At 71.8% G+C, this 22,028-nt stretch carries 20 protein-coding genes and 1 pseudogene; 8 read left to right on the forward strand and 13 right to left on the reverse strand.

All coding sequences use genetic code 11. The features are described from left to right. Position 1: 1 nt before the first annotated feature. From ACIBL4_RS18445 to ACIBL4_RS18455, 3 genes are all read right to left on the reverse strand, one after another. Positions 2-952 (reverse strand): urea amidolyase associated protein UAAP1, encoded by a 951-nt coding sequence (locus ACIBL4_RS18445; RefSeq protein ID WP_399411204.1) that lies wholly within the window; start codon positions 950-952, stop codon positions 2-4. A gap of 79 nt (positions 953-1,031) precedes the next feature. Continuing rightward, positions 1,032-2,630, reverse strand: coding sequence for an amino acid permease (locus ACIBL4_RS18450; RefSeq protein ID WP_399411206.1), 1,599 nt, complete (start codon positions 2,628-2,630; stop codon positions 1,032-1,034). Positions 2,631-2,759: 129 nt separating this feature from the next. After that, positions 2,760-2,933: a hypothetical protein gene (locus tag ACIBL4_RS18455; RefSeq protein WP_399411208.1), complete on the reverse strand. Its 174-nt coding sequence runs from the start codon at positions 2,931-2,933 to the stop codon at positions 2,760-2,762. Between ACIBL4_RS18455 and ACIBL4_RS18460 the strand changes: the two genes are divergently transcribed. Next, positions 2,914-3,729 carry a hypothetical protein gene (locus ACIBL4_RS18460; RefSeq protein ID WP_399411210.1) on the forward strand — a complete coding sequence of 272 codons (816 nt, stop codon included), beginning with the start codon at positions 2,914-2,916 and terminating at the stop codon, positions 3,727-3,729. The two genes, ACIBL4_RS18455 and ACIBL4_RS18460, sit on opposite strands and share 20 nt — an antisense overlap. A gap of 49 nt (positions 3,730-3,778) precedes the next feature. Here ACIBL4_RS18460 and ACIBL4_RS18465 read toward each other — a convergent pair whose 3' ends face one another. Beyond that, positions 3,779-4,477 carry a cytochrome P450 gene (locus tag ACIBL4_RS18465; RefSeq protein WP_399411579.1) on the reverse strand — a complete coding sequence of 233 codons (699 nt, stop codon included), beginning with the start codon at positions 4,475-4,477 and terminating at the stop codon, positions 3,779-3,781. 32 nt (positions 4,478-4,509) lie between these two features. Beyond that, a pseudogene (locus tag ACIBL4_RS18470) lies at positions 4,510-5,049 on the reverse strand (cytochrome P450); the annotation flags it as partial. A gap of 177 nt (positions 5,050-5,226) precedes the next feature. Between ACIBL4_RS18470 and ACIBL4_RS18475 the strand changes: the two are divergent. Further along, on the forward strand, positions 5,227-5,661 hold the full coding sequence (locus tag ACIBL4_RS18475) for a hypothetical protein (RefSeq protein ID WP_399411212.1): 435 nt from the start codon (positions 5,227-5,229) through the stop codon (positions 5,659-5,661). 479 nt (positions 5,662-6,140) lie between these two features. On the opposite strand, the gene ACIBL4_RS18480 is transcribed toward ACIBL4_RS18475, so the two are convergent. Further along, entirely contained in the window at positions 6,141-6,656 is a 516-nt protein-coding gene (locus tag ACIBL4_RS18480; RefSeq protein WP_399411214.1) for a hypothetical protein, read from the reverse strand. A 1,075-nt stretch (positions 6,657-7,731) separates the two neighbouring features. Between ACIBL4_RS18480 and ACIBL4_RS18485 the strand changes: the two genes are divergently transcribed. Beyond that, positions 7,732-9,117, forward strand: a complete 1,386-nt coding sequence (locus tag ACIBL4_RS18485) for an MFS transporter (protein ID WP_399411216.1) — start codon at positions 7,732-7,734, stop codon at positions 9,115-9,117. A gap of 60 nt (positions 9,118-9,177) precedes the next feature. Here the strand turns inward: ACIBL4_RS18485 and ACIBL4_RS18490 are convergent, their stop codons facing one another. The 4 genes from ACIBL4_RS18490 to lnt form a co-directional block, all read right to left on the reverse strand. Beyond that, complete coding sequence (locus ACIBL4_RS18490; RefSeq protein ID WP_399411218.1) at positions 9,178-11,118, reverse strand: helix-turn-helix domain-containing protein; 1,941 nt, start codon at positions 11,116-11,118, stop codon at positions 9,178-9,180. A 73-nt stretch (positions 11,119-11,191) separates the two neighbouring features. Next, positions 11,192-11,992, reverse strand: a complete 801-nt coding sequence (locus tag ACIBL4_RS18495) for a 3-hydroxybutyrate dehydrogenase (protein ID WP_399411220.1) — start codon at positions 11,990-11,992, stop codon at positions 11,192-11,194. Between the two features lie 54 nt (positions 11,993-12,046). Next, positions 12,047-12,526, reverse strand: coding sequence for an NUDIX hydrolase (locus tag ACIBL4_RS18500; protein ID WP_399411222.1), 480 nt, complete (start codon positions 12,524-12,526; stop codon positions 12,047-12,049). A 67-nt stretch (positions 12,527-12,593) separates the two neighbouring features. Then, positions 12,594-14,210: an apolipoprotein N-acyltransferase gene (gene lnt, locus ACIBL4_RS18505; RefSeq protein WP_399411224.1), complete on the reverse strand. Its 1,617-nt coding sequence runs from the start codon at positions 14,208-14,210 to the stop codon at positions 12,594-12,596. 297 nt (positions 14,211-14,507) lie between these two features. On the opposite strand from lnt, the gene ACIBL4_RS18510 reads away from it, so the two are divergent. Further along, positions 14,508-15,533, forward strand: coding sequence for an O-antigen ligase family protein (locus ACIBL4_RS18510; protein WP_399411226.1), 1,026 nt, complete (start codon positions 14,508-14,510; stop codon positions 15,531-15,533). A gap of 12 nt (positions 15,534-15,545) precedes the next feature. Here the strand turns inward: ACIBL4_RS18510 and ACIBL4_RS18515 are convergent, their stop codons facing one another. Both ACIBL4_RS18515 and ACIBL4_RS18520 read right to left on the reverse strand, forming a co-directional pair. Beyond that, entirely contained in the window at positions 15,546-16,100 is a 555-nt protein-coding gene (locus ACIBL4_RS18515) for a hypothetical protein (protein WP_399411229.1), read from the reverse strand. A gap of 73 nt (positions 16,101-16,173) precedes the next feature. Continuing rightward, positions 16,174-16,959 carry a glutamate racemase gene (locus tag ACIBL4_RS18520; protein WP_399411231.1) on the reverse strand — a complete coding sequence of 262 codons (786 nt, stop codon included), beginning with the start codon at positions 16,957-16,959 and terminating at the stop codon, positions 16,174-16,176. A gap of 39 nt (positions 16,960-16,998) precedes the next feature. On the opposite strand from ACIBL4_RS18520, the gene ACIBL4_RS18525 reads away from it, so the two are divergent. Then, positions 16,999-18,192 (forward strand): glycosyltransferase, encoded by a 1,194-nt coding sequence (locus tag ACIBL4_RS18525; RefSeq protein ID WP_399411233.1) that lies wholly within the window; start codon positions 16,999-17,001, stop codon positions 18,190-18,192. 35 nt (positions 18,193-18,227) lie between these two features. On the opposite strand, the gene ACIBL4_RS18530 is transcribed toward ACIBL4_RS18525, so the two are convergent. Continuing rightward, positions 18,228-19,532 carry a TerD family protein gene (locus tag ACIBL4_RS18530; RefSeq protein ID WP_399411581.1) on the reverse strand — a complete coding sequence of 435 codons (1,305 nt, stop codon included), beginning with the start codon at positions 19,530-19,532 and terminating at the stop codon, positions 18,228-18,230. 296 nt (positions 19,533-19,828) lie between these two features. On the opposite strand from ACIBL4_RS18530, the gene ACIBL4_RS18535 reads away from it, so the two are divergent. The 3 genes from ACIBL4_RS18535 to ACIBL4_RS18545 all read left to right on the forward strand — a co-directional run bounded on the left by ACIBL4_RS18535 (position 19,829) and on the right by ACIBL4_RS18545 (position 21,910). After that, a complete protein-coding gene (locus ACIBL4_RS18535; protein WP_356929377.1) occupies positions 19,829-20,257 on the forward strand; it encodes a DUF6643 family protein in 429 nt (142 codons plus the stop codon). A gap of 45 nt (positions 20,258-20,302) precedes the next feature. Further along, complete coding sequence (locus ACIBL4_RS18540; RefSeq protein ID WP_399411235.1) at positions 20,303-21,130, forward strand: MOSC domain-containing protein; 828 nt, start codon at positions 20,303-20,305, stop codon at positions 21,128-21,130. 174 nt (positions 21,131-21,304) lie between these two features. Beyond that, on the forward strand, positions 21,305-21,910 hold the full coding sequence (locus ACIBL4_RS18545; protein WP_399411237.1) for a hypothetical protein: 606 nt from the start codon (positions 21,305-21,307) through the stop codon (positions 21,908-21,910). Positions 21,911-22,028 lie beyond the last annotated feature (118 nt).

Here is a 22,028-nt window from a genome sequence, read left to right on the forward strand (position 1 = left end):
GTCACAGCCCCCGGGCTTCGCAGTAGTCGACGGTGTTGAGGTACGCCCGGTGCAGCTCGGGCGTGGCGGTGAACCGCGCATCGCCCGGGCCGGTGGCGACGGACCGCCAGGCGTGCACGCGCAGCGGCCCGACGACGTAGCCGGGGCGCGGGTCCAGCGGGTGGGCCACGTTGGCGACCAGCACCAACAGAGGTAGTTCCGCGAGGAGTTCGACATGCGTGCCGGGGCCGGCGCTGCCCCGCCAGGCGAGGGCGCCGTCGGCCTCGACGCGGACGCCCTGGAAGAAGGAGAGGCCGGGCGGCAGGTCGCGCCGGGACAGGCCGTGCTTGGCGGCCGCCTTGAGGAAGAGTCCGCGGCCGGACGGGGACGGCCCGTGGGGGCTGGCGTCACCGTATTTGCGTTCGTTCCAGGCGTCGGTGGTGGTGCCGCAGAAGGCGTCGTGCCGGCCGGAGGAGTCACCGGTGACCACGGCCAGGATCCGGCCGTCGCCGGACAGCAGCGGGTGGTTCTCGCCCAGGTAGGCCTGCCAGGGGATTTTCTGGGTGTCGGCGACGTTGAGCCGCTCGACCGGTTCCAGGGCGTTGAAGAGCAGCAGGTGGGCACAGGCGTCACCGGTCGGGTCGTCGAAGCGCAGCCGGGTGCCACGGGCGAGGACCTTGTGGGTGTAGCCGCCGGGTGCCACCGTCTCCGCCCACACCAGGGCGGCCGGGTCCACCCCCGGCGGGCAGTGCGGGCTGCCGGACGCCGGAAGGTACGGCATCCAGTCGCTCGCCTGCCCGCCCTGGGCGCGGGCGTCGTCCTGGGCACTTCGGACACTGTCGGTCAGGTGCAGATCACGGACTCCGGCGGAGGACCGCCCGGTGACGTCCTGGGCGGTGGCGTCCCCGGACGGCTGCCCGGTGGGGTCCTGGTCGTGCGGTGCGGTGGCCGTCGGCTCTTCGGCTGTGGTCATGGATGTCCCGTCATCCCTTCGTGGTTACGTCGTCGGTGCGTCCGGTCGCGTCGTCAGGGCCGCAGGGCCGCCGAGCGGCTCAGGCGGGCTCGGCGACGGCTGCGGCCTCCTGGGCGGGCGGCTCGACGTGCGTGTGGGGTACGTGCCTCAACTCGATGCGGCGGTGCAGCCGGCGGGCGAGGAAGTAGGCGGCGCCGACGGCGAGACTGAGCCCGATGAAGAGCAGGGCGCTCCACCGCAGCCACCACGTGCCGTCGGTCAGGTCGTAGATCTCCGGACGGGGCCAGATCAGGTTGACCGTCATGCCGACCTGGTAGAGCACGGCGAGCGTGTTGACCGCCAGGCCCCAGCGCCCCAGCGAGAACAGCGGCCGGCCCGTCTCGTCGACGCCCGCAGGGAGCCCCCGGTGCCGGATCCGGGCGACCAACTGCGGCAGCGTCACGCCCAGATAGGCCAGGTACAGCATGGCGATGCAGAGGCTGGCGAGGGCGGTGAAGATCGCCGACTGGCGGAGGTTGACCACGAGCGCGATCGCGGCGCCCACGCCCACCACGACCGACGTGGTGATCGGCGTACCGGTACGGGCCGACACCTTGCCGAGGTGCCGGTGGAACGGCAGGGCGCTCTCGCGGGCCATGGAGTAGATCATCCGCGCGCCGGAGGTCTGCACGGCGAGGGTGCAGGCGAACACCGCCACCGCGACGCAGCACAGCAGCAGCCGGCCCAGGACGTCTCCGAGCCGGTCGGTGAGCACCCAGGAGAGGCCGCCGGTGGCGAGGTTCCCGTCGGTCAGGCTGCTCGCCGCCATCAGTCCCGAGAGGATCAGCAGCGCACCGCCGACGCCCGAGAGGACCAGTGCCCGCAGGATGGTCCGGGGAGTGGTCCGGCGCGGGCTGTGTGTCTCCTCCGCCAGTTCGCCCGCCGAGTCGAAGCCGACCATGACGTACGCCGCCATCAGCGAGGACGCGAGGAAGGCCCCGAAGTAGCCGCCGTCTCCGGCCCAGCCGGTGGTGTGGGCCACCGCCTCCGGGCCCCGCTCGGGCAGGAAGAAGAGAACCAGCACCAGTGCGATCACGCCGACGATCTCGACCGCCACGCCGATGCTGGTGGCGGCGGCCATCTGGCGGATGCCGAGGATGTTCACCACAGTGGTGATCACCAGCAGGAGGCAGCCCAGGAGGACGGCGTTCTGCGCGCCGGTCGGGGAGCCGACCGACGGATCGGCGCCCGACCCGCCGGCGATCTGGAAGCCGGACCAGATGCCCGGCAGCACCGCCTGCGCCGCGATCGCGGCCGCCGCGACGGTGAGGATCTGACCGATGATCATGATCCAGCCGACGAACCAGCCCGCCGTGGTGCCCGCCAGCCGGCTCGACCACTGGTAGATCGCCCCGGAGATGGGCCAGCGTGCCGCCAGTTCGGCGAAACAGAGAGCGACCAGCAACTGGCCCGCGAAGACCAGCGGCCAGGTCCAGAAGAACGCCGCCCCACCGAGGCCGAAGCCGAGGCCGAACAGCTGGAAGACAGTGGTGAGGATCGACACGAAGGAGAAGCCCGCGGCGAACGACGCGAAGCTGCCCACCCCCCGGCGAAGTTCCTGCTGGTAGCCGACGGGAGCGGGACTGCTCGTGACGCCACCGTCGGGGCCCTGCTCAGGGACGAGTTCAGGCCGGCCCATCGCGGCACCTCCGATCGATCAGGGATACCTGTCGAGTGACAGGTATTGCGATGGTGGGGTGGACGGGTCTCACGCCCGCGTCCCAGAAGTTAACTTCGTGTATCCGGGTGACACTTGGGGCGTCTCGTCCTACTGGGCGGTGAAGTGGTCCCTGCGGATGACCCCGTGCACGCCCACGGTGCGGTCGACGACCTGCGAGATCTCGAAGTCGGCCGCCGCGGACAGGTAGGCGTAGGCGACCGCCCGGTCCATGCCGAGGTCGTCCTGGAGGAAGTCCAGCGCGTTGACCACCGCCCGGCGCATCGCGACGTTCAGGTCGTTGATCTGGCCGTTCTGGGAGCCGTGGCATCGCTCCCTTCTTGTCGAGGGCGACGGCAGCCGCGATGTCACCAGCACCGTCACCTGGCTCCAGGGGCCCACCCGTTACGCCGACCTGCGTCAGGCCGCTGACCGGCCGCATCCCCAAGGCAGTCGGAGCCTCGGTGACCTCACCTTCGGACAGCTGCTCGACCTGGCGCGGCAGGAGGGGTTCGCCGGGCGGTTGCACCACGCCGACGGCGCCTTCCGCTGGAACCGCGCCGTCGACTTCGCGCCCACATCCGTTCCGGACGCCGGGGTGCTGACCTGGCGAGGACCGATGCTGGTGGAGACAGGCCTGCACGCTCCGTACACCGAACACTGGCTTCCCGGCGCGGGCGCCGGCCTGCCCTGCGCGGCCGTGGAGTTGGCGGATCCGGACTCCGGCGCCGTCGCCCTGCTGGTGCGGACCGGAACGTGGTTCGGCTACGCCCGCAGCCGCCCCGAGCCGCTGCCGGCCCACGCCCCGCTGACGGAACTGGTGGCGGGAGCCGGAGACCTCGGCCGGGCCCGGCAGATGCTCGACTGCGAGGTGTCACTCGGCCGGGTCGTGGGCCACCGCTGGACGCTGCACCGCTCGACCCTGCCGCACCGCGTGGGCCGGACCCTCGCCCCCGGCCTGGTCGGATCCGCTGGGCTGCTGCTCGGTGACACCGGTCCGGGAGGTTCCCCGTACGCCCGCCGTTGGGAGGTCACCGCGGCCGAGGGGCGCCTCGACGTCCTTTCCTCCATCTCGGTTTAGCTGGTACTTGACGGTCGGGCGGCCCTTCCCGCGTGCCCGGCCATCGGCTTCAGCCGCGCACCGGACCGCGGCTGTGGACCAGGTCGTGGGCCCGCACGGCGAACCACAGCTCCGCTATGTGATCGGTCTGCGTGACCCCGCGGCCGGTCAACTGCTCGATCTTGCGCAGTCGGTAGCCGAGGGTCTGTTTGTGGATGTGCAGTTCGTCGGCGGCCAGCCGCCACGACCGGTTGCTGCGCAGGGCGACCCGGAACGTATGCAGGTACTCGGTACCGTGCTCGGCGTCGTGTGCCATCAGCGCGCCCAGCACTCTGGACACCAGGACCGGGTCGGGGAAGAAGGAGGAGTCGTGCTGGTGCAGATAGGGACTCCACACGACATCGGCGCCCTCGGGTATGAGGTGTCCGCCGAGGACGATGTCGCGGGCTGCGGTCCGCGTCACCATCCAGGACGGTCCGTACTTTCTGATGGCCTCCTGCAGAACCCGTCGGGCGTACGGGAGTTGGTCGATGTCGTCGTAGCGCAGCGGCCGGTCCTGGCACACCGAGGCCAGCTCCTCGCGCAGGCGTCGTTCGACGGCGGGATTGCCGGCGATCTCGTACAGCGCCCAGGCGAGTGTGGTGCCGGTGGTCTCGATCGCGCCGGCCAGGAGGGTGACGGCCTCGTCCTGGACTTGCCGGCGGCCGAGTTGGTCTTCAACACCGAGCAGAGTCTCGACCAGGCGGGCAGCGGCAGCCGCATGTTCCAGGGCGGAAGAATGACCTGCCGAATCGTTCCTTTCATGATTTCGGGCATGAGGGCGGTGAACTCGCCCTCCAGGTGTGCGGGCAGGGCCGCGCCGAACACGGCGACGAGGAACGTGGCCAGGGTGATCTCGTTCATGCCGGCGAACATGTCGCGCGGCTCGGCCGCGGGCCAGGCGCCGACCATCGTCCGCACCTGATCGATCATGGCGTTGCCGCGCTCGGCGATATGCGCCCTGCTGAACATGGGCTGCATCAGACGGCGGTTGCGCAGATGAATGTCGCCGTCGGCGACGGTCGCGACTCCATCACCGAGGAAGACCCGCAACGCGTCGTAGTACCTGCCGCCCTTGGGGAAGTGGGCGGCGTCGGTCACCAGGACCTGGCGGGTCAGTGCGGGGTCCGTGACCACGTAGGCGGATGTGGGGCCGATGCGTATGCGCACCACACTGCCGTATTCGCGCAGCGAGGTGATGAACGGCAGGGGGTCGCGGACGAGGCGGAGTCCGTGCCCGATCAGCGGCAGTCCGCCGGGGGCCGTGGGGGTGGGGATGGGTGCCGTGGTGGGGGCGCCCATCAGGCGCTCACTCCTCGTGGGGGAGGGGGCAAACGCCCAAATACATGCCCATGACAGCTTCCCTCGATGCACCGAGACGACGATCGGTGCGTCACATACCGCTCCGCCCCATGTCTAACGTCTCCCCGCTCGTCTCACTCTCCCCGCGCGCGGATCACGCCTGAGCTATCTCTGCGCATGCGCGGACAGTTCACCGGCTGGCCGGAGCAGGCCATGGACGTGTTGTGGCACCTCCAGGGCGAACCGACCCACGCGACCCGCGAGCGCTACCGCACGGACCGCGAACGCCTGGTCCGGCAACCGATGATTGCCCTGCTCAACGAGGTCGCGGACACCGACCCCCGGTACGAGGACTTCTCCGTCTGGCACTACCGCACCGACTCCTGGTGGTGGCAGCACCAGAGCGCGGTAATCCGGCTCGGCCGCAAGGTCGAGATCGGTCTCCGCGTCTCGGCGCATGCAGCGAAGCGCGAGACCCTACGTCAGCGAAGCCGGCCGCTTTTCCATCCAGCCGAGCTGCGCACTCTCGGATGTGGCACTTGGTCACATGAAAGAAGTGCGCTGCGAGCGATGCGACACCATCATTGGCATGGGGTGCGCCTGCCCTCCTGATAGCAGCGTGCCCAAGGCACACCCGGAGGAAAGGCGTGTCCGACAGGAGTGGCGGCGGTTCCCCGGCAACGCCATCTTGATCAAACAGAATGGTAAGGCGCACGTTCCAGGCGCCTGCGATCACATGACAGAAGACGAGGTGCGGCCCCCGAAGCGGGGTTGGATCCTCGATCCGTCCCCCGGAGTTTGGGACCGTATCAGCGCACCCAAGCAGCCCAGCCATCGCCACTGGGGGGAACGCGCAGCTGCAGGCGACGAGCCGGTGCATGACGTGCATGGGGACTCTCGGCGGCTGATGAGCTGCAGGGGCGTGCTGTGCTGTGGGATAGCTGACCAGAGGACCGACGGCTTGCCGTCGGCCCTCGTTCGTTTCGTGGTTCTGGGCACGTGCAGTTCGATGCGCACGCGGCGCTGGTCGCCCTGCCCGTCGTCGTTGAGTTCGGACCTGTTGCGCCGGGTCGCGGCGAAGGGACAGGGGCTCAGAGCTCCGGTCCGGCTGACATCGACCGCTGGGCGGCGGGCAGCCGAGACCCGGCAATGTTGCGGATGCGCCGTGTGCGGCCACTCTCAGCCAGAACTTCCAGAGCGGTGGTGACTGAGGACTCTTCGGCTGTGCGAAGTTGTAGCCAGTTGGAGGCCACGAGTAGGTTCTCGGCGTCCCACGGCTCGTTCAAGGTCATCGCCCGCAGCAATGTCCACTCATTGAGGCGCCGTGTGGAGAAGTCGTCCACTCCAACATGGCCAGTCATCTCCAGGCGCCAGGCGGGATAGTCGGGATCCGTGAGCAGTTCGGCGGCTCGTCTGTCGAGGTACTCGCAAACGGCACTGTTCGCCATCCCTTTGTCCGGATCGGTGAGCACTTGGGCGGTGAGGGCAGCTGCATCCGCCGGGATCACCTCGTGGAACATCCTTCGGTAGCGAGCAAACCGCACGTGCTCGTCCGGGTCCCAATCCGAATCGTCCGCGGACACCGCGCCGCTCGTCCCCACCGCCACCCCTCTCCCCGTCGACGGTTCAGCAGACCGCGGCGGAGACATCGCGCCGAGCGTAGCCGTGTCCGAAACGCAGGCGGAAGCCCTCATTTCCAGCTCCGCCAATCGCGCCGATGATGGTCCGCAGTGCCATGCCTCTGTGGTTCGTTCCGGCATGGTCGAGGCAAGGCCGCGCACGCTGCCGGCCGAGTCGTGGTCCACCTGTTTCTCTCGTCTCAGCAGGCCATCGGCGCCGGCGATCGGCGATATGTCTCCTCGGCGCCGACCAGGGCGACGGGGCCGCCTCCCTTCCGGCGAGCCGGTCATCGGCTCGACCGGCCCTGACTCGGCACGCTGGCCGTGGCCGCGGTGGGGTTGATCTCGGGCGGGCGTTGGCGGGCGAGAGCGGTAGCGGTCAGGGCGGTGACCGCCATCGCGGCGATGCCGACGAGTGCTGCGGTGGTGTAGGCGTGGTCGTTCGGGAAGAGATGACCGGTGTCGGTGCCGGCGGCCAGGACCAGGCCGCCTATCGCGCTGCCCAGGGAGTACCCGACGCTGCGGACGACCTTGTCACCGCTGACGTGACCGAGCCGCGTACGGAACTGCTCGCTCTACGGCGAATACTGCAACCCTCGAATACCGACAGTCCACCAGTGCTCCTGCACCACGACAGAAGGGGTGATCGGCGGCGTCACCGGCTCACTGGCCTCGCCGACCACGCTCCTGCTGGCCCGGTACGACGCCGTAGACGCAATGGTGTCGTAGACGGGTGCCGGCGGCACCCCTCCCACCGACCAGGTCGGCCTCGACGTTGGACGTCACTGCCACCAGACGGGTCATGACGTGGGCTATTAGTCAGCACCAAACCAGCACGGGAGTCAGCACCGCACCGTCAAATCACCCCGAACCACGCGTCCCGGACGGCACACGTTCCGCCCACCTCCGCCCCCCTGAACCACCCTTCCGCGAGCCGGCATGGTGGCTGCAGGCATAGCCAACCCTCGAACTATGTTGTCCCGCCACATGTGCGCCTGACCTGCATGTTTCTACCGTGTGCCGACACGTACCCATCCCCACCGCACACGAGGAAGTGGCGCACATGGCCTCCGCACCCACCGCTCCACCACCCCCCGCCAGCCTCAAACGCATCGTCACGGCCAGCCTCATCGGCACCACCATCGAGTGGTACGACTTCTTCCTGTACGGCTCCGCCGCCGCGCTCGTGTTCAACAAGCTGTTCTTCCCCGGCTCCGACCCGCTCGTCGGCACGCTGCTGTCGTTCCTGACGTACGCGGTCGGGTTCGCCGCCCGGCCGCTCGGTGCGCTGGTGTTCGGGCACTACGGTGACCGGCTGGGGCGCAAGAAGCTGCTGGTGCTGAGTCTGCTGCTGATGGGCGGGGCGACCTTCGCGATCGGGCTGCTGCCCACGCACGCCACCATCGGCACGGCCGCGCCGGTCCTGCTCACCGTGCTCCGGCTGGTCCAGGGGTTCGCGCTCGGCGGCGAGTGGGGCGGTGCCGTGCTGCTGGTGTCGGAGCACGGGGACGCGCGGCGGCGCGGATTCTGGGCCTCGTGGCCGCAGACCGGCGCGCCGGCGGGGCAACTCCTCGCCACGGGTGTGCTGTCCGTGCTGACCGCCGTGCTGTCGGACGCCGCGTTCGGCAGCTGGGGGTGGCGGATCCCGTTCCTGCTCTCCGGCGTGCTGGTGATCGTCGGTTTGTGGATTCGTCTGTCTGTCGATGAATCGCCCGTCTTCAAGCAGGCGTTGGCGCAGGCCGAGGCGCGCAAGGCGGACCGGGCCGCGGAGGCCGAGAAGCTGCCGCTGGTCGCCGTGCTGCGGCATCACTGGCGTGACGTGCTGGTCGCGATGGGGGCGCGCATGGCGGAGAACATCAGCTACTACGTCATCACGGCGTTCATCCTCGTCTACGCCACCACCTCGGCCGGCGTCTCCAAGCAGACCGCGCTCAACGCCGTACTGATCGCCTCGGCCGTGCACTTCGCCGCCATCCCGGCGTGGGGCGCGCTCTCCGACCGGATCGGACGCCGGCCCGTGTATCTGATGGGTGCGATCGGGGTCGGGCTGTGGATGTTCCCGTTCTTCTCGCTGATCGACACCGGCGGCTTCGGCAACCTGATCCTCGCCGTCACGGTGGGGCTGGTGCTGCACGGGGCGATGTACGCGCCCCAGGCCGCCTTCTTCTCCGAGATGTTCGCGACGCGGATGCGCTACTCCGGCGCGTCCATCGGCGCCCAGTTCGCCTCGGTCGCGGCCGGTGCGCCCGCGCCGCTGATCGCCACCGCGCTGCTGTCCGACTACGGCAGTTCCACGCCGATCGCCCTGTACGTCATCGCCGCAGCCGTGCTCACGGTGATCGCGGTGGCGGCGGCCAAGGAGACCCGGCACCGGGACCTGGCCGACGTCACTCCTCCCGTCGGCGCCGACCGGACGACGGCACCGGCGGCCGACGCCCGCACTCTCTGAGCCGTCCCGGCACCGGCCCCCGTGCGTTCCTCACCGCGTACGGGGGCCCGCCCACGGGTGTCAGTGCCGCGCCGACAACCGGTGCAGCCGCAGGGCGAGTTGGATCTCCAGGGCGCGGGCCGGGCTCTGCCAGTCGTCACCCAGGAGGCGGCCGACGCGCTCCAGGCGCTGGGCGACCGTGTTCACATGGACGTGCAGTTCGTCCTTGGTGCGGGCCGGGCTCATACCGCAGGCGAAGTACGCGTCGAGGGTGCGCAGCAGCTCCGTGCCGCGCCGCCGGTCGTAGGCGACGACCTGGCCGATGGTGCGGTCGACGAAGCCGGGGATGTCCCGGTCTCCGGCCAGGAGCAGCCCGAGGAAGCCGAAGTCCTCGGCGGCGGCCCCGTCCCCGGAGCGGCCGAGGAGCCGCAGGGCGTCGAGGCAGCGCCGGGCCTCGGCGTAGGCCGTGGCCACGGAGTCCGGTCGGGTGGCGAGGTCCTCCGCGGGTGCGGAGGCGCCGACGGTGACCGGTGCGTGGACCGCTGTCCCCAGATGCCGGGCGGCACGGCGGGCCAATTCGGTGGCGGTGTCGCCGGGGCCGAGGGGCAGCAGCAGGACCGTGCCGCCGTCGCGTGCGGCGGCCAGGCCCTGCCGGGTGGCGGCGAGGTGGGACGCGGCGGCGGCCAGGCGTCTGCGGGCGTCCGCCTCCTGGTCGGCGTCGGGCGCGTCGCCCTCCAGTCGCGCGGCCAGCACGACATGGACCGCGTCGAGGTCGGCCTCGAGGCGGGCCGCGCGCTCGCGCAGCAGGCGCGGGTCGCGGTCGCGGGCGTCGAGCAGGTCGTCCAGGAGCTCGCCGCGGACGCGTTGTTCGGCCTCGGCGGCGGACCGGCGGGCCAGGAGCAGCAGGGAGGTGACCATGGCGGCGCGCTCCAGGGTGCGCTGGTCGACGGGGTCGAGCCCCGGGTGGCCGCGCAGCACGAGTGCGCCGAGCAGTTCTCCGCCGGCGGCGACGGCCGCGATCCAGTCGTCCTCGTGCCGCACCGCGTGGCCCTCCGCGCGGGACGCCTCCAGGGCCTGCCCCGGGGCCGCGGCGGCTTCGGTGAACTCGACCGTGCCGTCGAGGACTTCGGAGACGGCGGCGGCCACGTCGTGGACCCCGCCGCCGCGCAGGACGAGCTCGGCGAGCCGGTCGTGCACGTCGGAGGCGCGCTCGATGACGCCGCTGCGGTCCTGGATGATCTCGTTGGCCCGCTCCAGACCGGCGAGGGCCGACCGGGTCTCGGCGAGCAGGTTGGCCGTGTCAATGGCGGCCGCGGCGAGGGCGGCGAAGGAGCCGAGCAGGGCGATCTGCTCCCGCTCGAAGACCCGGGCCCGGCGGTCCGCGGCGAACAGCACGCCGATGACGTGGTGCCCGAGTGTGAGCGGCACGCCGAGGATGGCCACGAGCCCCTCGTCCCGCACGCCGGCGTCGATGGTGAGGGTGTGCTGGAACCGGTCGTCCTTGAAGTAGTCGTCGGTGACATAAGGGCGTGCGGTCTGTGCGACCAGGCCGCCGAGCCCCTCCCCCATGCCGAGCCGCAGCTGCTGGAACCGGGCCGCGACCGAGCCCTCGGTGACCCGCATGTAGGTGTCGCCCCGCGCCGGGTCGTTCAGGCTGAGGTAGGCGACGTCGGTGCCCAGCAGCGAGCGGGCGCGCTGCACGATCGCCTGGAGTACGGCGTCGAGGTCGCGCAGCCCGGCGAGGTCGTGGGCGGTCTCGAACAGGGCGGACAGCTCGGCCTCGCGGCGGCGCCGTCCCTCCAGTTCCTCACGCACGCGCAGGGCGAGCGGCTTGGCCTGCTGGAGTGCGGCGATCCACTCCGCCGGGCGGCCTTCGGCGCGGGCGAGCAGCACCGGCTGCTCGTAGGCGTCGGCGGACGCGCCGCGGGCCAGGAGCTCGAGATACGGCGTCTCCGCGGCGGCCGGTGGCGGTTCGGCGAGGCCGGCGGAGCGCTCGGCCGGCTGCACGTGATCGCTGGGCATGCTCACAGGATTCACCATGACCGGGCCGTCCCGTCAGCCCTGTGGACAACTCCGGACCGACGAGGCCACGGGCTCAGTGGGCGGTCCAGCCGCCGTCGAGCACGAGTGAGGTACCGGTCACGAAGGACGCCTGCGGACCGCACAGATACGCCACGGCCTCGGCGACCTCCTCCGGCTCGATGAGCCGCTTGACGGCACTGTCCTGGAGCAGCACCTCGGACAGGACGCGCTCCTCGGGGATGCCGTGTGCCCGGGCCTGGTCGGTGAGCTGTTTCTCAAACAGTGGGGTGCGCACATAGGCGGGGTTCACACAGTTCGAGGTGACTCCGTGGGACGCGCCTTCGAGGGCGGTGGTCTTGGAGAGTCCCTCCAGCCCGTGTTTGGCGGCCACATAGGCCGACTTGTAGGCCGAGGCGCGCAGTCCATGGACGGACGACACGTTCACGATGCGGCCCCAGCCCTGTCCGTACATGTGGGGCAGGGCGCCGCGGATGAGCCGGAAGGGTGCCTCCAGCATCACGGTGAGCACCGTGTGGAAGACGTCGGGCGGAAACTCCTCGATGGGGCGCACGAGTTGGAGCCCGGCGTTGTTGACGAGGACGTCGGTGCCCGCGGCGGCGAGTTCGGCGGCGTCCAGGTCGGTGAGGTCGAGGACGTGCGGTTCCACGGCGCCCGCGAGGTCGCGGCCCTGTCCGGCGAGGGCCTCCAGTCCCGCGGCGTCCCGGTCGACCGCTCTCACCTTCGCCCCGGCGGCCGCGAGCCGCAGCGCGCAGGCGCGGCCGATGCCGCCGGCGGCGCCGGTGACGAGCGCGGTGCGGCCGCCGAGGTCGAGCGGCAGGGCGTGGGGAGCCGGAAGGAGAGGGGGCGCGGTCATGCCTCGACCCTAGGCAGCACGACTGCCGCGCCCCATGTGGTCACGCCCTACAGTTCAGCCCGATGCAGTGGGGTCGAACCATGTGGGTGCGTCCGACAGGGCCTGCTTGATCCGCAACAGCCCGAACTCGTTCAGCTCGGGCAGGGCGTCGACGTCGAACCAGGCCACGTCCAGCGACTCGTCGTCATTGACTCGCGCCTCTCCGCCGACGGCCCGGCAGCGGAAGGTGATGTCCATGTACTGGCAAGTATCGCCGTTGTCGTAGGTGACGGGATCCAGGGCCTGGACGAGGACGACCCGTTCGGCGACACAGCGCACGGCCGTCTCCTCGTACACCTCCCGCACGGCGCAGGCCGCCGGCTGCTCCCCCGGGTCCGGGATGCCTCCGATCACCGACCACTTGCGGGTGTCGGCCCTGCGGTTCAGCAGCACTCTGCCCTCGTCGTCGAAGACGAGGGCGGTGACTCCGGGGAGCCAGAGCAGCTGGTGACCGGCCGAGGCGCGCAGGGTGCGGATGAAGTCGGGAGTAGCCATGGCCCGACCCTAATAGGCGGGTTACGGCGCCCCGGCGGGTTTCAGGAGGTGTGCGACCGGCGTACGGCTACACGTCACCGGTGCGTCGCCCGCGCCGACCGGCGCCGACGGCCCAGCCCAGTCCGCCGACCGCGACCAGCACGAGGGCGATCTCCGGCAGGATGCCCAGCTGTGTGGCGGGCGTCTGCGAGGAACGCAGCGGCACCTTCTGCACCAGTGAGTCGGCGACGAACAAGCCGGTCTTCTGCGTGATCTTCCCGTCCGGCATGATGATCGCGCTGACGCCGCTGGTCACCGGCACCGTCACGGTCCGGCTGTGCTCCACCGCGCGGACCCGGGACATGGCGAGCTGCTGGTAGGTCATCTCACTGCGGTCGAACGTGGCGTTGTTGCTCGGCACGGAGATCATCTGGGCGCCGTCGGTGACCTCGGAGCGCACGGTCCAGTCGAAGGCGGCCTCGTAGCAGGTGACGAGACCGACCTTGGCGCCGTCCATGGTGAACACGCCCGGCTTTGTGCCCCGGCTGAAGTCCTGGCGCACCATCGCCGTCCAGTTCTTGTTGATCGCGCCGATGAGCGAGCGCAGCGGCAGGTACTCGCCGAACGGCTGTATCTGGCGCTTGTCGTAGGTGTCGACGGGGCCCTTCGCCGGATCCCACAGGATCTGCTCGTTGTAGAGCTTGCCGTCCCGTTCGACGACGCCGCCGACCGAGATGGGCACGCCGACGGCCTTGGCCGCCGTGTCGATCACGGCGCGGGCGTCGGGGTTGGCGAAGGGGTCGATGTCGGAGGAGTTCTCCGGCCACAGCACGAAGTCGGGCCTCGCGACCTTGCCGGCTTTGACCTCCGCGGCCAGGCGTTCGGTCTCGCGCGCGTGGTAGTCCAGGACGGCCCGCCGCTGGGAGTTGAAGCCGAGACCCGCCCGCGGCACATTGCCCTGGATCACGCCGACGGTGACGCTGCCGTCCTCGGCCTCGTCGCTGACCAGCGGCCGGGCCGCTACGGCCGCCACGACCGGGACGGCCAGGCTCACCAGCCCCACGGCCGCCGCGGCCCGGCGCACGGTGCCGGTGCGCCGCCACATCCCGGCCAGGCGGACGACCTCGTACAGCCCGAAGCCGCACAGCACGACCGCGAAGCCGAGCACCGGGGTGCCGCCCACCGCGGCGAGCGGCAGGAACACACCGTCCGCCTGCCCGAACGCGATCTTTCCCCAGGGGAAGCCCTCGAACGGCACGCGCGCGCGTGCCGCCTCACCGGCGATCCACACAGCGGCCGCCCACACCGGCCATCCGGGCAGCTTCGACACGGCGGCGACACCGGCACCGACCAGCGCGACGAAGATCGCCTCGATCGCCACGAGGGCGAGCCAGGGGCCCGGACCGACCTCCACTCCGGTCCACACCAGCAGCGGCAGCAGGAAGCCGAGACCGAAGAGGTAGCCGAGGCCGAACCCCGCCTTCCAACCGCGGCCGCGCAGCACCCAGCCGGAGATCGCGAAGGCCGGCAGGGCCAGCCACCACAGGGTGCGGGGCGGGAAGCTGACGTAGAGGAGCAGGCCGGAGAGCGCGGCTACGGCGGCCGGGAGGAGACGCACCAGACGCCGGGGCCAGGTCCGCGCTCCTGGCGCGATCCGCGGCTCCAGCTGGTCCGACTCGCCGACGGAGGTTGCGGTGACGGTCACTCCCGGAGTGTAAGGCGAGCGGCCTTGACACCGACAGCGCGGTCCGCGAGGCGGCCGCGTCACCGCCTCGCCGGGTATCTGCCGCAACGTTCCTGCTCATTTCGTCACGACACATCCACAAACCGTCCACCAGCGGCTACGGTGTGCCGAAGCCTCAGTCGTGCGGCCGGTGGCGGCCCGTGCGACCGGGGTCTTCACAGGTCGGGGGCGACGTGGCGCGGGGGGCGGGGCGGGGTGGGTTCCAGTGGGCTGACGTCCGCGTCCGGGCAGGACGCGGACGGTGAGAGACGAATCGTTGTGGACGGGACCGGCGTCGTGGTGCTGGGGGCCTGCGCCGGCTGGTCCCTGGTCACGGCCGCGCTGCACGACGGCCGCCCGGAGGGTGTACTGCTCGCGGTGCTGGCGGTGGCGGCCGGGTACGCCGCCGGGCGGATCGGCGGGGCGTTGCTGCCGGTCGGCGCGCCCTGCGCAGGGGCCCTGGCCGGTATCGGACTGACCGTCGCGGTTCCGCACCTCGCGCCGGGCCCGCAGATCACCACACCTCTGGGGCACGCCGGGGCGACGGCTGCGGTGCTGACGCTGTCGGCCGGTGCCGCGTGCTGCGCGGCCTGGGCCGCTCGCGTTCCGGCCGTGCGGTTCGCCCTGCGACTGCAGGCCGCCGGGGCCGCGGTGCTGGCGGCCGTGCTCGGCTCGGGCACCGGATGCGTCGCCTGTGTCGCGGTGCTGCTGTGCTCGCTGGCCGCCGGCCGCACCCGTCGCCGCGGTGCGGGCCTCGCGGCATTGGGCGCGGTCGCCGTCCTGGTGACCGGTCTGACGTGGGCGGTCGCGGCGCGGGCCGTACCGGGCGGGCTGGTGGCCGCCTCCGAAGAGCGGCTGACACCGCACCGGGTGCGGCTCTGGCGGAACGCCTGGCATCTGCTGCGCGACGACATCGCCCTGGGCGTCGGCCCGGGGCGCTTCGGGGAGCTGAGCGCGACGTCCGCGCAGTCACTGCTGTCCGACGGCAAGCCCCACTCGGCGCCCCTTCAGCAGGCAGCCGAACAGGGGATCGTGGGTGTGGCCCTGCTGGCGGCGGCGTTCGGCTGGGTGCTGTACGCGCTCTGGCGCAGCCCGCGCCCGACCCCGGTGGCGCTCACCGCGGGCGCGGCCCTGACGGCGCTCGCGGTCATCGCCGCGTTCGGCAACGCGCTCAGCTTCACCGCGGTGTCGGTGGGGGCGGGGCTGCTGGCGGGGATGGCCACGGCCCGGCCGCTCACCGACGAACCTTCGAGCCGCACGCCGGACGCGCGTTCCCGGGCCGCCGGACGTACCCCGGCGTGGTGACCGGACGCCCTCTCAGTGCGCGGGGGCGCCCGGCTGGGTCCGCCCCAGCCGCGCCTTGATCACCTGTACGGCCGCCTCCGCGTCGTCCACGGTGACCGTGAAGGTGTGTCCGTCCCACAGCTCCAGCACGACGCCCTCACCCCGCCGCACGACCACCGCGGTGCCCTTCTCCGGCCGCCATCGATAGCCCCAGCCGCCCCAGTGGCGGGGAGTGACATGCGAGATGTACGTGGCGCCCGCCACCTGGGAGAGCGGGATGCGGCGGCGGGGCACGCCGATGTGTCCGCAGCGCACCTCCAGGTGCTTCTCGTCGACCCGCAGGGCGACGTGCACGAAGGCGAGTGTTCCGAACAGGACCAGCAGCCCGGCGGCGATGCAGCCGACCACGGCCATGGCGAGCGGGGCGATGCCGGACGTCCAGGCCGAGTCGACGGCCAGTTCGATGCCGAGCGCCATGCAGGCGGCGCCGATGAGCGCGAGCAGCCACTGGACGCGGTTGGTGGCCCGGCCGGTCCAGACGTCGGTGTGCGCGTGGGGAGCGTTCTCGCCGTGGCGGTGGTCCCTCATGCCTATGAGGTTACTCAGGTTTCGCTCCGCTGGTACCTCGTGGCGGAGCGTTACTGCGCCGGCCGGGCGGTGGTCAGCCGGCCGGTGTGACCGCCTGCAGCAGCCGCCCTTCGGCGTAGGCAAGGGCGGGTGCGGGCAGTGCGCCCTCGCGTCCGCTCAGCAGGACGGTCAGGGTGCCGTGGGGCGCGGCCCCCGGCGCGGGCTGCTCACCGAGCCGGCGCAGGGCCTGCGCGGCCACGGCACCCGCGGAGCCGTGCAGCACGAGGGGCGGCCGGCCCGGGCGCTGGACGGCGGTCCGGATGCGCTCGGCGACCAGCTCGTAGTGGGTGCAGCCCAGGACGACGGTGGTCACCTCGTCGGGGGTCAGTGCGGCGGCCGCGGACACGGCGGCGTCGATCGCGGCCTCGTCCGCGCGTTCGACGGCCTCGGCGAGGCCCCAGCAGGGCACCTCGGTGACGGGGACCCCGTCGGCGAAGTCCCGGATCAGGGTCCGCTGGTACGTGCTGCCGGTGGTGGCCGGGGTGGCCCAGATGGCGAGGTGTCCGCCGCCGGCCGCGGCCGGCTTGATCGCAGGGACGGTGCCGATGACCGGAAGTCCCGGCTCGAGGCGGGCGCGCAGGGCGGTGAGCGCGTGCACGGTCGCGGTGTTGCAGCCGACGATCAGGGCGTCGGGGCGGCGCGCCGCGGCCGCCTCGGCGACGGCCAGGGCGCGCTCGGTCAGGTCCTCCGAAGTCCGCGGGCCCCATGGCATGCCGTCGGGGTCCAGGGAGAGTACGAGATCGGCGTCGGGGCGCAGCCGCCGTACCGCGGCGGTGGCCGCCAGCAGACCGATTCCGGAGTCCATGAGCGCGATCTTCACCCGATCACGATAGACGATGAGCGGTACCGGGCCGTTCGGGTGGGGGAGACTGCGCGCGTGAGCGCCATTGTGTGGACTGCCGCTGGATCGCTTCTCGCCTGGCTGTGGCTGCTGCTCTGTCAGGGCTTCTTCTGGCGCACGGATGTGCGACTGCCATCGCGCCGGGAACCGGACGCCTGGCCGTCCGTATGCGTCGTCGTCCCGGCCCGCGACGAGGCGGCGGTGCTGCCCGACGCGCTGCCGTCGCTGCTCGGGCAGGACTATCCGGGGCGGGCGGAGATCTTCCTCGTCGACGACGGCAGTACGGACGGCACCGGTGATCTGGCGCGTGAACTGGCGCGCCGGCACGGCGGGCTGCCGCTGACGGTGGGCTCGCCGGGCGAGCCGCCCGCGGGCTGGACCGGCAAGCTGTGGGCGGTGCGGCACGGCATCGGCCTGGCACGCGCGCGTGACCCCGAGTACCTGCTGCTGACGGACGCCGACATCGCGCACGCGCCGGACAGCCTGCGGGAGCTGGTGGCGGCAGCTCGTACGGGTGGGTTCGACGTCGTCTCGCAGATGGCCCGGCTGCGGGTGGAGAGCACGTGGGAGCGGCTGGTCGTGCCGGCCTTCGTCTACTTCTTCGCGCAGCTCTACCCCTTCCGCCGGATCGGCAGGGAGGGGACCCGGACGGCGGCCGCGGCCGGTGGCTGCGTCCTGCTGCGGGCGGAGGCCGCCGAACGGGCGCGGATCCCGGACGCGATCCGGCACGCCGTGATCGACGACGTGGCCCTCGCGCGGGCGGTGAAGGGCAGCGGCGGCCGTGTCTGGCTGGGGCTGGCCGACCGGGTGGACAGTGTCCGGCCGTATCCGCGGCTGGGCGACCTGTGGCGGATGGTGTCGCGCAGCGCCTATGCCCAGCTGCGGCACAACCCCCTGCTGCTGGCCGGGACGGTCGCCGGGCTGGCGCTGGTGTATCTGGTGCCGCCCGTGGCGGTCGTGGCCGGCCTGGCGACGGGGAACGCGGCGGCAGCGGTCACCGGAGCGTCGGCGTGGCTCGTGATGACGGGGACGTACGTCCCGATGCTCCGCTGCTACCGGCAGCCGCTGTGGCTCGCGCCCCTGCTGCCGTTCACCGCGTTCCTCTATCTCCTCATGACGGTCGACTCGGCGGTGCGGCACTACCGGGGACGCGGCGCGGCCTGGAAGGGCCGCACCTACGCCCGTCCGGACGCCGTGCCCGACGAGGGCTGACCGCCGCGCTCACGGCCACACCCGGAGGGCAGCAGTCACTTCCTGCCGGGGGTCCAGTTCATGCCCCACCCGTAGGCGTAGTCGACGGTCCGCTGCGGGCTCACCCCCCGCTCGGGCACGAGATAGCGCGCCTCGCGCTGTACGACGAGGTCGGTGCCCGTGTTGGTGATCAGGGCGAGCGCGCACACCGGCGAGGGGACGGTGCACTCGTCGAGGAAGAACTCGACGGGGGCGCCGTGCTGCGGCCGGAGGGTGACGGTGGCGTTCAGGTCGGCGAACGAGCGGGCGCCTTCGTAGATGGTGACGAAGACGAGGATGCGCCGGAAGGCGTTCTTGTGGTCGAGATTTACGGTGAGGTTCTCACCGGTCGACACGGCGCCGGTGCGGTCATCGCCGTCGAGGTGGATGTACGGGGGCTGGTGCAGCGCCCCGAAGGCGTTGCCGAGGGCCTGTACGACGCCCTTGCTGCCGTCGGTGAGTTCGTACAGCGCGCACAGGTCGAGGTCGAGGTCGGAGTGCATCGCGGCCGGGCGGCCGAACTTGCTGCTCCAGCCCGAGAACTGCTTGCGCACCTGCCAGTTGAGGTTCACGTGCAGGGCGCCGGAGGTGCCGCCCTGCTTGGTGAGCGACACGGAGGGGGCGGCCTTGGTGAGCGTCACCTTGGTGAGACGGACGGGTGCGGGCGCTGCCGCCGGGGGCGCGGACGGTGGCGGCGGGGCCGCCGGGCGGGTGGGCGGCGGGGGCGTGTACGCCGAGGGGGCGGCCACGAGCGGCACGGGAGCCGGGGCCGGAGTCGGCGCCGGTGCCGGGCCCGCCTGCTGCGGTTCGTCGACCGTGATGCCGTAGTCCGTGGCCAGTCCTTCGAGTCCGCTGCTGTAGCCCTGGCCGACGGCGCGGAACTTCCAGGCGCCCTGGCGGCGGTAGAACTCGCCGAGCACGAAAGCGGTTTCAGTGGTGGCGCCCGGGTTGTCGAAGCGGGCGACCGGCGTTCCCCGCGTGGTGTCCTGGACCTCGATGTACAGCCCCGGGACCTGCCCGAACGCCCCGCCGTCGGAGGATGCGGCCAGGACGATCGTCTCGATCCCGGGCTCCACGCGCGTGAGGTCGACGAGGAGCGTGTCGGTCACCCGGCCGTCGGCGGTCCGCTTGCCCTCGTGCCGGATCGCGCCGGAGGAGTGCGCGGGCTGGTTGTAGAAGACGAAGTCCGCGTCCGAGCGGACCTTTCCGCTTACCAGCAGCAAAGCGGAGGCGTCGGCGTCGGGCACCCCCGGGCCGGCCCGCCAGCCCAATTCCACGCGCAGCGGCGAGGTGGGCACCGGAGTATTTGAACCTTTCAGCATTTGCATGTCCGCCCCCATTGCGTGTCGCCGCGCCAGGCACATCCCGGCCGTCCGTCGAGTTCCGTCCGCACAACCTATTCCTCCCCGCGGCGAACTCCCATGCACCGCCACCGGAAGACCGATGGCCAACCCCTGGTAACCCGCCCGGAACTCGGCCTTTATACGATCGGAGCCTTGTCCGGTGCCCCTTTTTGCCGAGTTCGCTCGCATTGGGGATACCGAGTCACTGCGGACGCGGAAAACAACCCTCTTATCGGTCTCCCCAACCAGCACATCGTGGGCTTAACTTATGTGCCATGACCTCCCCCCGCTCCACCTATGGCGGCGGCTACTACTCCGCCTCCTTCCCGGACACCCCGATCTACGACAAGCTCGTCGCCGAGCGGGGCACCCCGCAGATCGCCCCGATCCGGGTCCCCGCTCAGTACGACACGCCGGGCGGCAGCCTGCCCGCCCTCCCGTCGGCGCTGCCCGCTCTCCCGGCAGCCCCGTCCCAGCCCGCCTACGGTTATCCGCAGGCGCAGCAACCCGCCCCGCTCCAGCAGGCGCCCGCGGCGTACATCCCGCAGCAGGCCACCGCACCGCGCGGCTACCCCGGCCCCCAGCCGCAGCAGCCGCGCCCGGCGGCACCCGCGGGCTACGAGGCGATGCGCCCCGCGGCTCCCCGGCCCGCCCAGGCTCCCTATCAGGACCCGTACAACAACCAGCAGTACCGCGGCTACTGATCCGCCCGCCCGGGGGCTGTCGGTGCCGGCTGGCACGATGGCCCCATGGGGAACGCACATCTGCACTCGATCCACGTCCATCCGGTCAAGGCGGTCCGGGGCCTCGCGCCCCGGGAGGCCGCCGTGGAGCCCTGGGGGCTGGCCGGAGACCGGCGCTGGGTGCTGATCGACGACGGGGGAAAGGTCCTCACACAGCGTCGGGAGCCGCGCCTCGCACTGGCCGCCGCCGAGCTTCTGCCGGACGGCGGCGTCCGGCTGTCCGCACCTGGCATGGAGCCCCTGACGGTGAGCGTCCCGCGGCCGTCGGGCACAGTGCCGGTGGAGATCTTCCGCGACAAGGTCGACGCGCTCCCCGCCGAGGACGAGGCCGCGCACGCCTGGTGCAGCGCCTATCTCGGCATCGACGCGCGCCTCGCATACATGGACGACCCGGCCACGCGCCGGCCCCTCGACCCGGAGTACGCGCATCCCGGCGAGACCGTCTCCTTCGCCGACGGCTTTCCGCTGCTGCTCACCACCACGGCCTCCCTCGACGCCCTCAACGCCCTTGTCGCGCAGGGTGACCACGCGGACGAGGGCCCGCTGCCCATGAACCGTTTCCGGCCGAGCGTGGTCGTGGCGGGCACCGCCGCCTGGGCCGAGGACGGCTGGTCGCGTCTCGCCATCGGGGAGGTGTCCTTCCGCGTCGCCAAGACCTGCGGCCGGTGCGTGGTGACCACCACCGACCAGGGCACGGGCGAGCGCGGCCGGGAGCCCCTGTACAGCCTGGGACGTCATCGGCGGCTCGGCGGCAAGCTGGTCTTCGGGCAGAACCTGGTGCCCCTGTCCCGGGGCACGATCCGGGTCGGCGATCCGGTCAGCGTCCTCGAATAGCCGGGCCGGCGGTCGCCGCCCCGGGCGGGAACCGCCCCAGACGCCCGGGCGTTGGGCCTGTGTGAGAAGTTCATGAGAGTCGCCGGTGAGAGGTGATTTCGCTCTCTCTTCGCCCGGTCGGCGCGTGGAGGGCTCCGCAGGGGATTATCACGGAGCGGGAAGGGGGTGCAGGCGGTGCGAGCGATCAGCGGACTCTGGCGTTGGCGGCGCAACCCGCTGTGCCGCGCCACGGATCTGGCCGAGGCCTGGGTGGCGCTGGCCGCCCTGGTGCTGATTCTGCTGGCCGCCCCGGTGGCCGGTTCCCTCGTCAGTGGCGCCGCCCAGGACGCCCTTCAGCGCTCCGTCCGCGAGCAGCACCACACACGGCACCTGGTAACGGCCACAGTGGTCCGCAAGCTCGATCCCTCCCCGCTGGACGCCGACCCCGAGACCTCCACGGGCCGGGATCTGCGCACCCGCGTCCTCGCCGACTGGACGGCACCGGACGGCACCTCACATCAGGGCCCGGTGCTGGCGAGCCTCAAGGACCCGCAGCAGGGCGACGAGTTCCGGATATGGACCGACCGGCACGGCCGGATGGTGGCCCGCCCCCTCGACTCCGCGACGGCGTCGACGCACGCGGTCCTCGCCGGCTTCGGCGCGGCCCTGGCGGCCGGCGGTCTCATAGAGGGCGGCAGACGGCTGATCGTCTGGCGCATGGTCCGCCGCCGGTACGCCCGTTGGGACCAGGCATGGGACAAGGCAGGCCCGGACTGGGGCAGGACGGGCACCGGCAGCTGACAGCCTTCCGGCTCTGGTCAACCCACCACCCGCGCGCACGCTACGGTGGTCCGGCCGAACCGTTCGGCACAACCCGCGCGCGAGCGAGCAGGAGGGGCGCGCCGGTCTCGATGCCGCG

Source organism: Streptomyces sp. NPDC050416 (assembly GCF_044458845.1).
In the GTDB taxonomy this organism is placed as follows: Bacteria; Actinomycetota; Actinomycetes; order Streptomycetales; family Streptomycetaceae; genus Streptomyces.

Coding starts and splice junctions, on each gene's coding strand:
- ACIBL4_RS18445 (WP_399411204.1), bottom strand. CDS start 952: ATGACCACAGCCGAAGAGCCGACGGCCACCGCACCGCACGACCAGGAC.
- ACIBL4_RS18450 (WP_399411206.1), bottom strand. CDS start 2,630: ATGGGCCGGCCTGAACTCGTCCCTGAGCAGGGCCCCGACGGTGGCGTC.
- ACIBL4_RS18455 (WP_399411208.1), bottom strand. CDS start 2,933: ATGCGCCGGGCGGTGGTCAACGCGCTGGACTTCCTCCAGGACGACCTC.
- ACIBL4_RS18475 (WP_399411212.1), top strand. CDS start 5,227: ATGCGCGGACAGTTCACCGGCTGGCCGGAGCAGGCCATGGACGTGTTG.
- ACIBL4_RS18485 (WP_399411216.1), top strand. CDS start 7,732: ATGGCCTCCGCACCCACCGCTCCACCACCCCCCGCCAGCCTCAAACGC.
- ACIBL4_RS18490 (WP_399411218.1), bottom strand. CDS start 11,118: ATGCCCAGCGATCACGTGCAGCCGGCCGAGCGCTCCGCCGGCCTCGCC.
- ACIBL4_RS18495 (WP_399411220.1), bottom strand. CDS start 11,992: ATGACCGCGCCCCCTCTCCTTCCGGCTCCCCACGCCCTGCCGCTCGAC.
- ACIBL4_RS18500 (WP_399411222.1), bottom strand. CDS start 12,526: ATGGCTACTCCCGACTTCATCCGCACCCTGCGCGCCTCGGCCGGTCAC.
- ACIBL4_RS18515 (WP_399411229.1), bottom strand. CDS start 16,100: ATGAGGGACCACCGCCACGGCGAGAACGCTCCCCACGCGCACACCGAC.
- ACIBL4_RS18530 (WP_399411581.1), bottom strand. CDS start 19,532: ATGCTGAAAGGTTCAAATACTCCGGTGCCCACCTCGCCGCTGCGCGTG.
- ACIBL4_RS18535 (WP_356929377.1), top strand. CDS start 19,829: ATGACCTCCCCCCGCTCCACCTATGGCGGCGGCTACTACTCCGCCTCC.
- ACIBL4_RS18540 (WP_399411235.1), top strand. CDS start 20,303: ATGGGGAACGCACATCTGCACTCGATCCACGTCCATCCGGTCAAGGCG.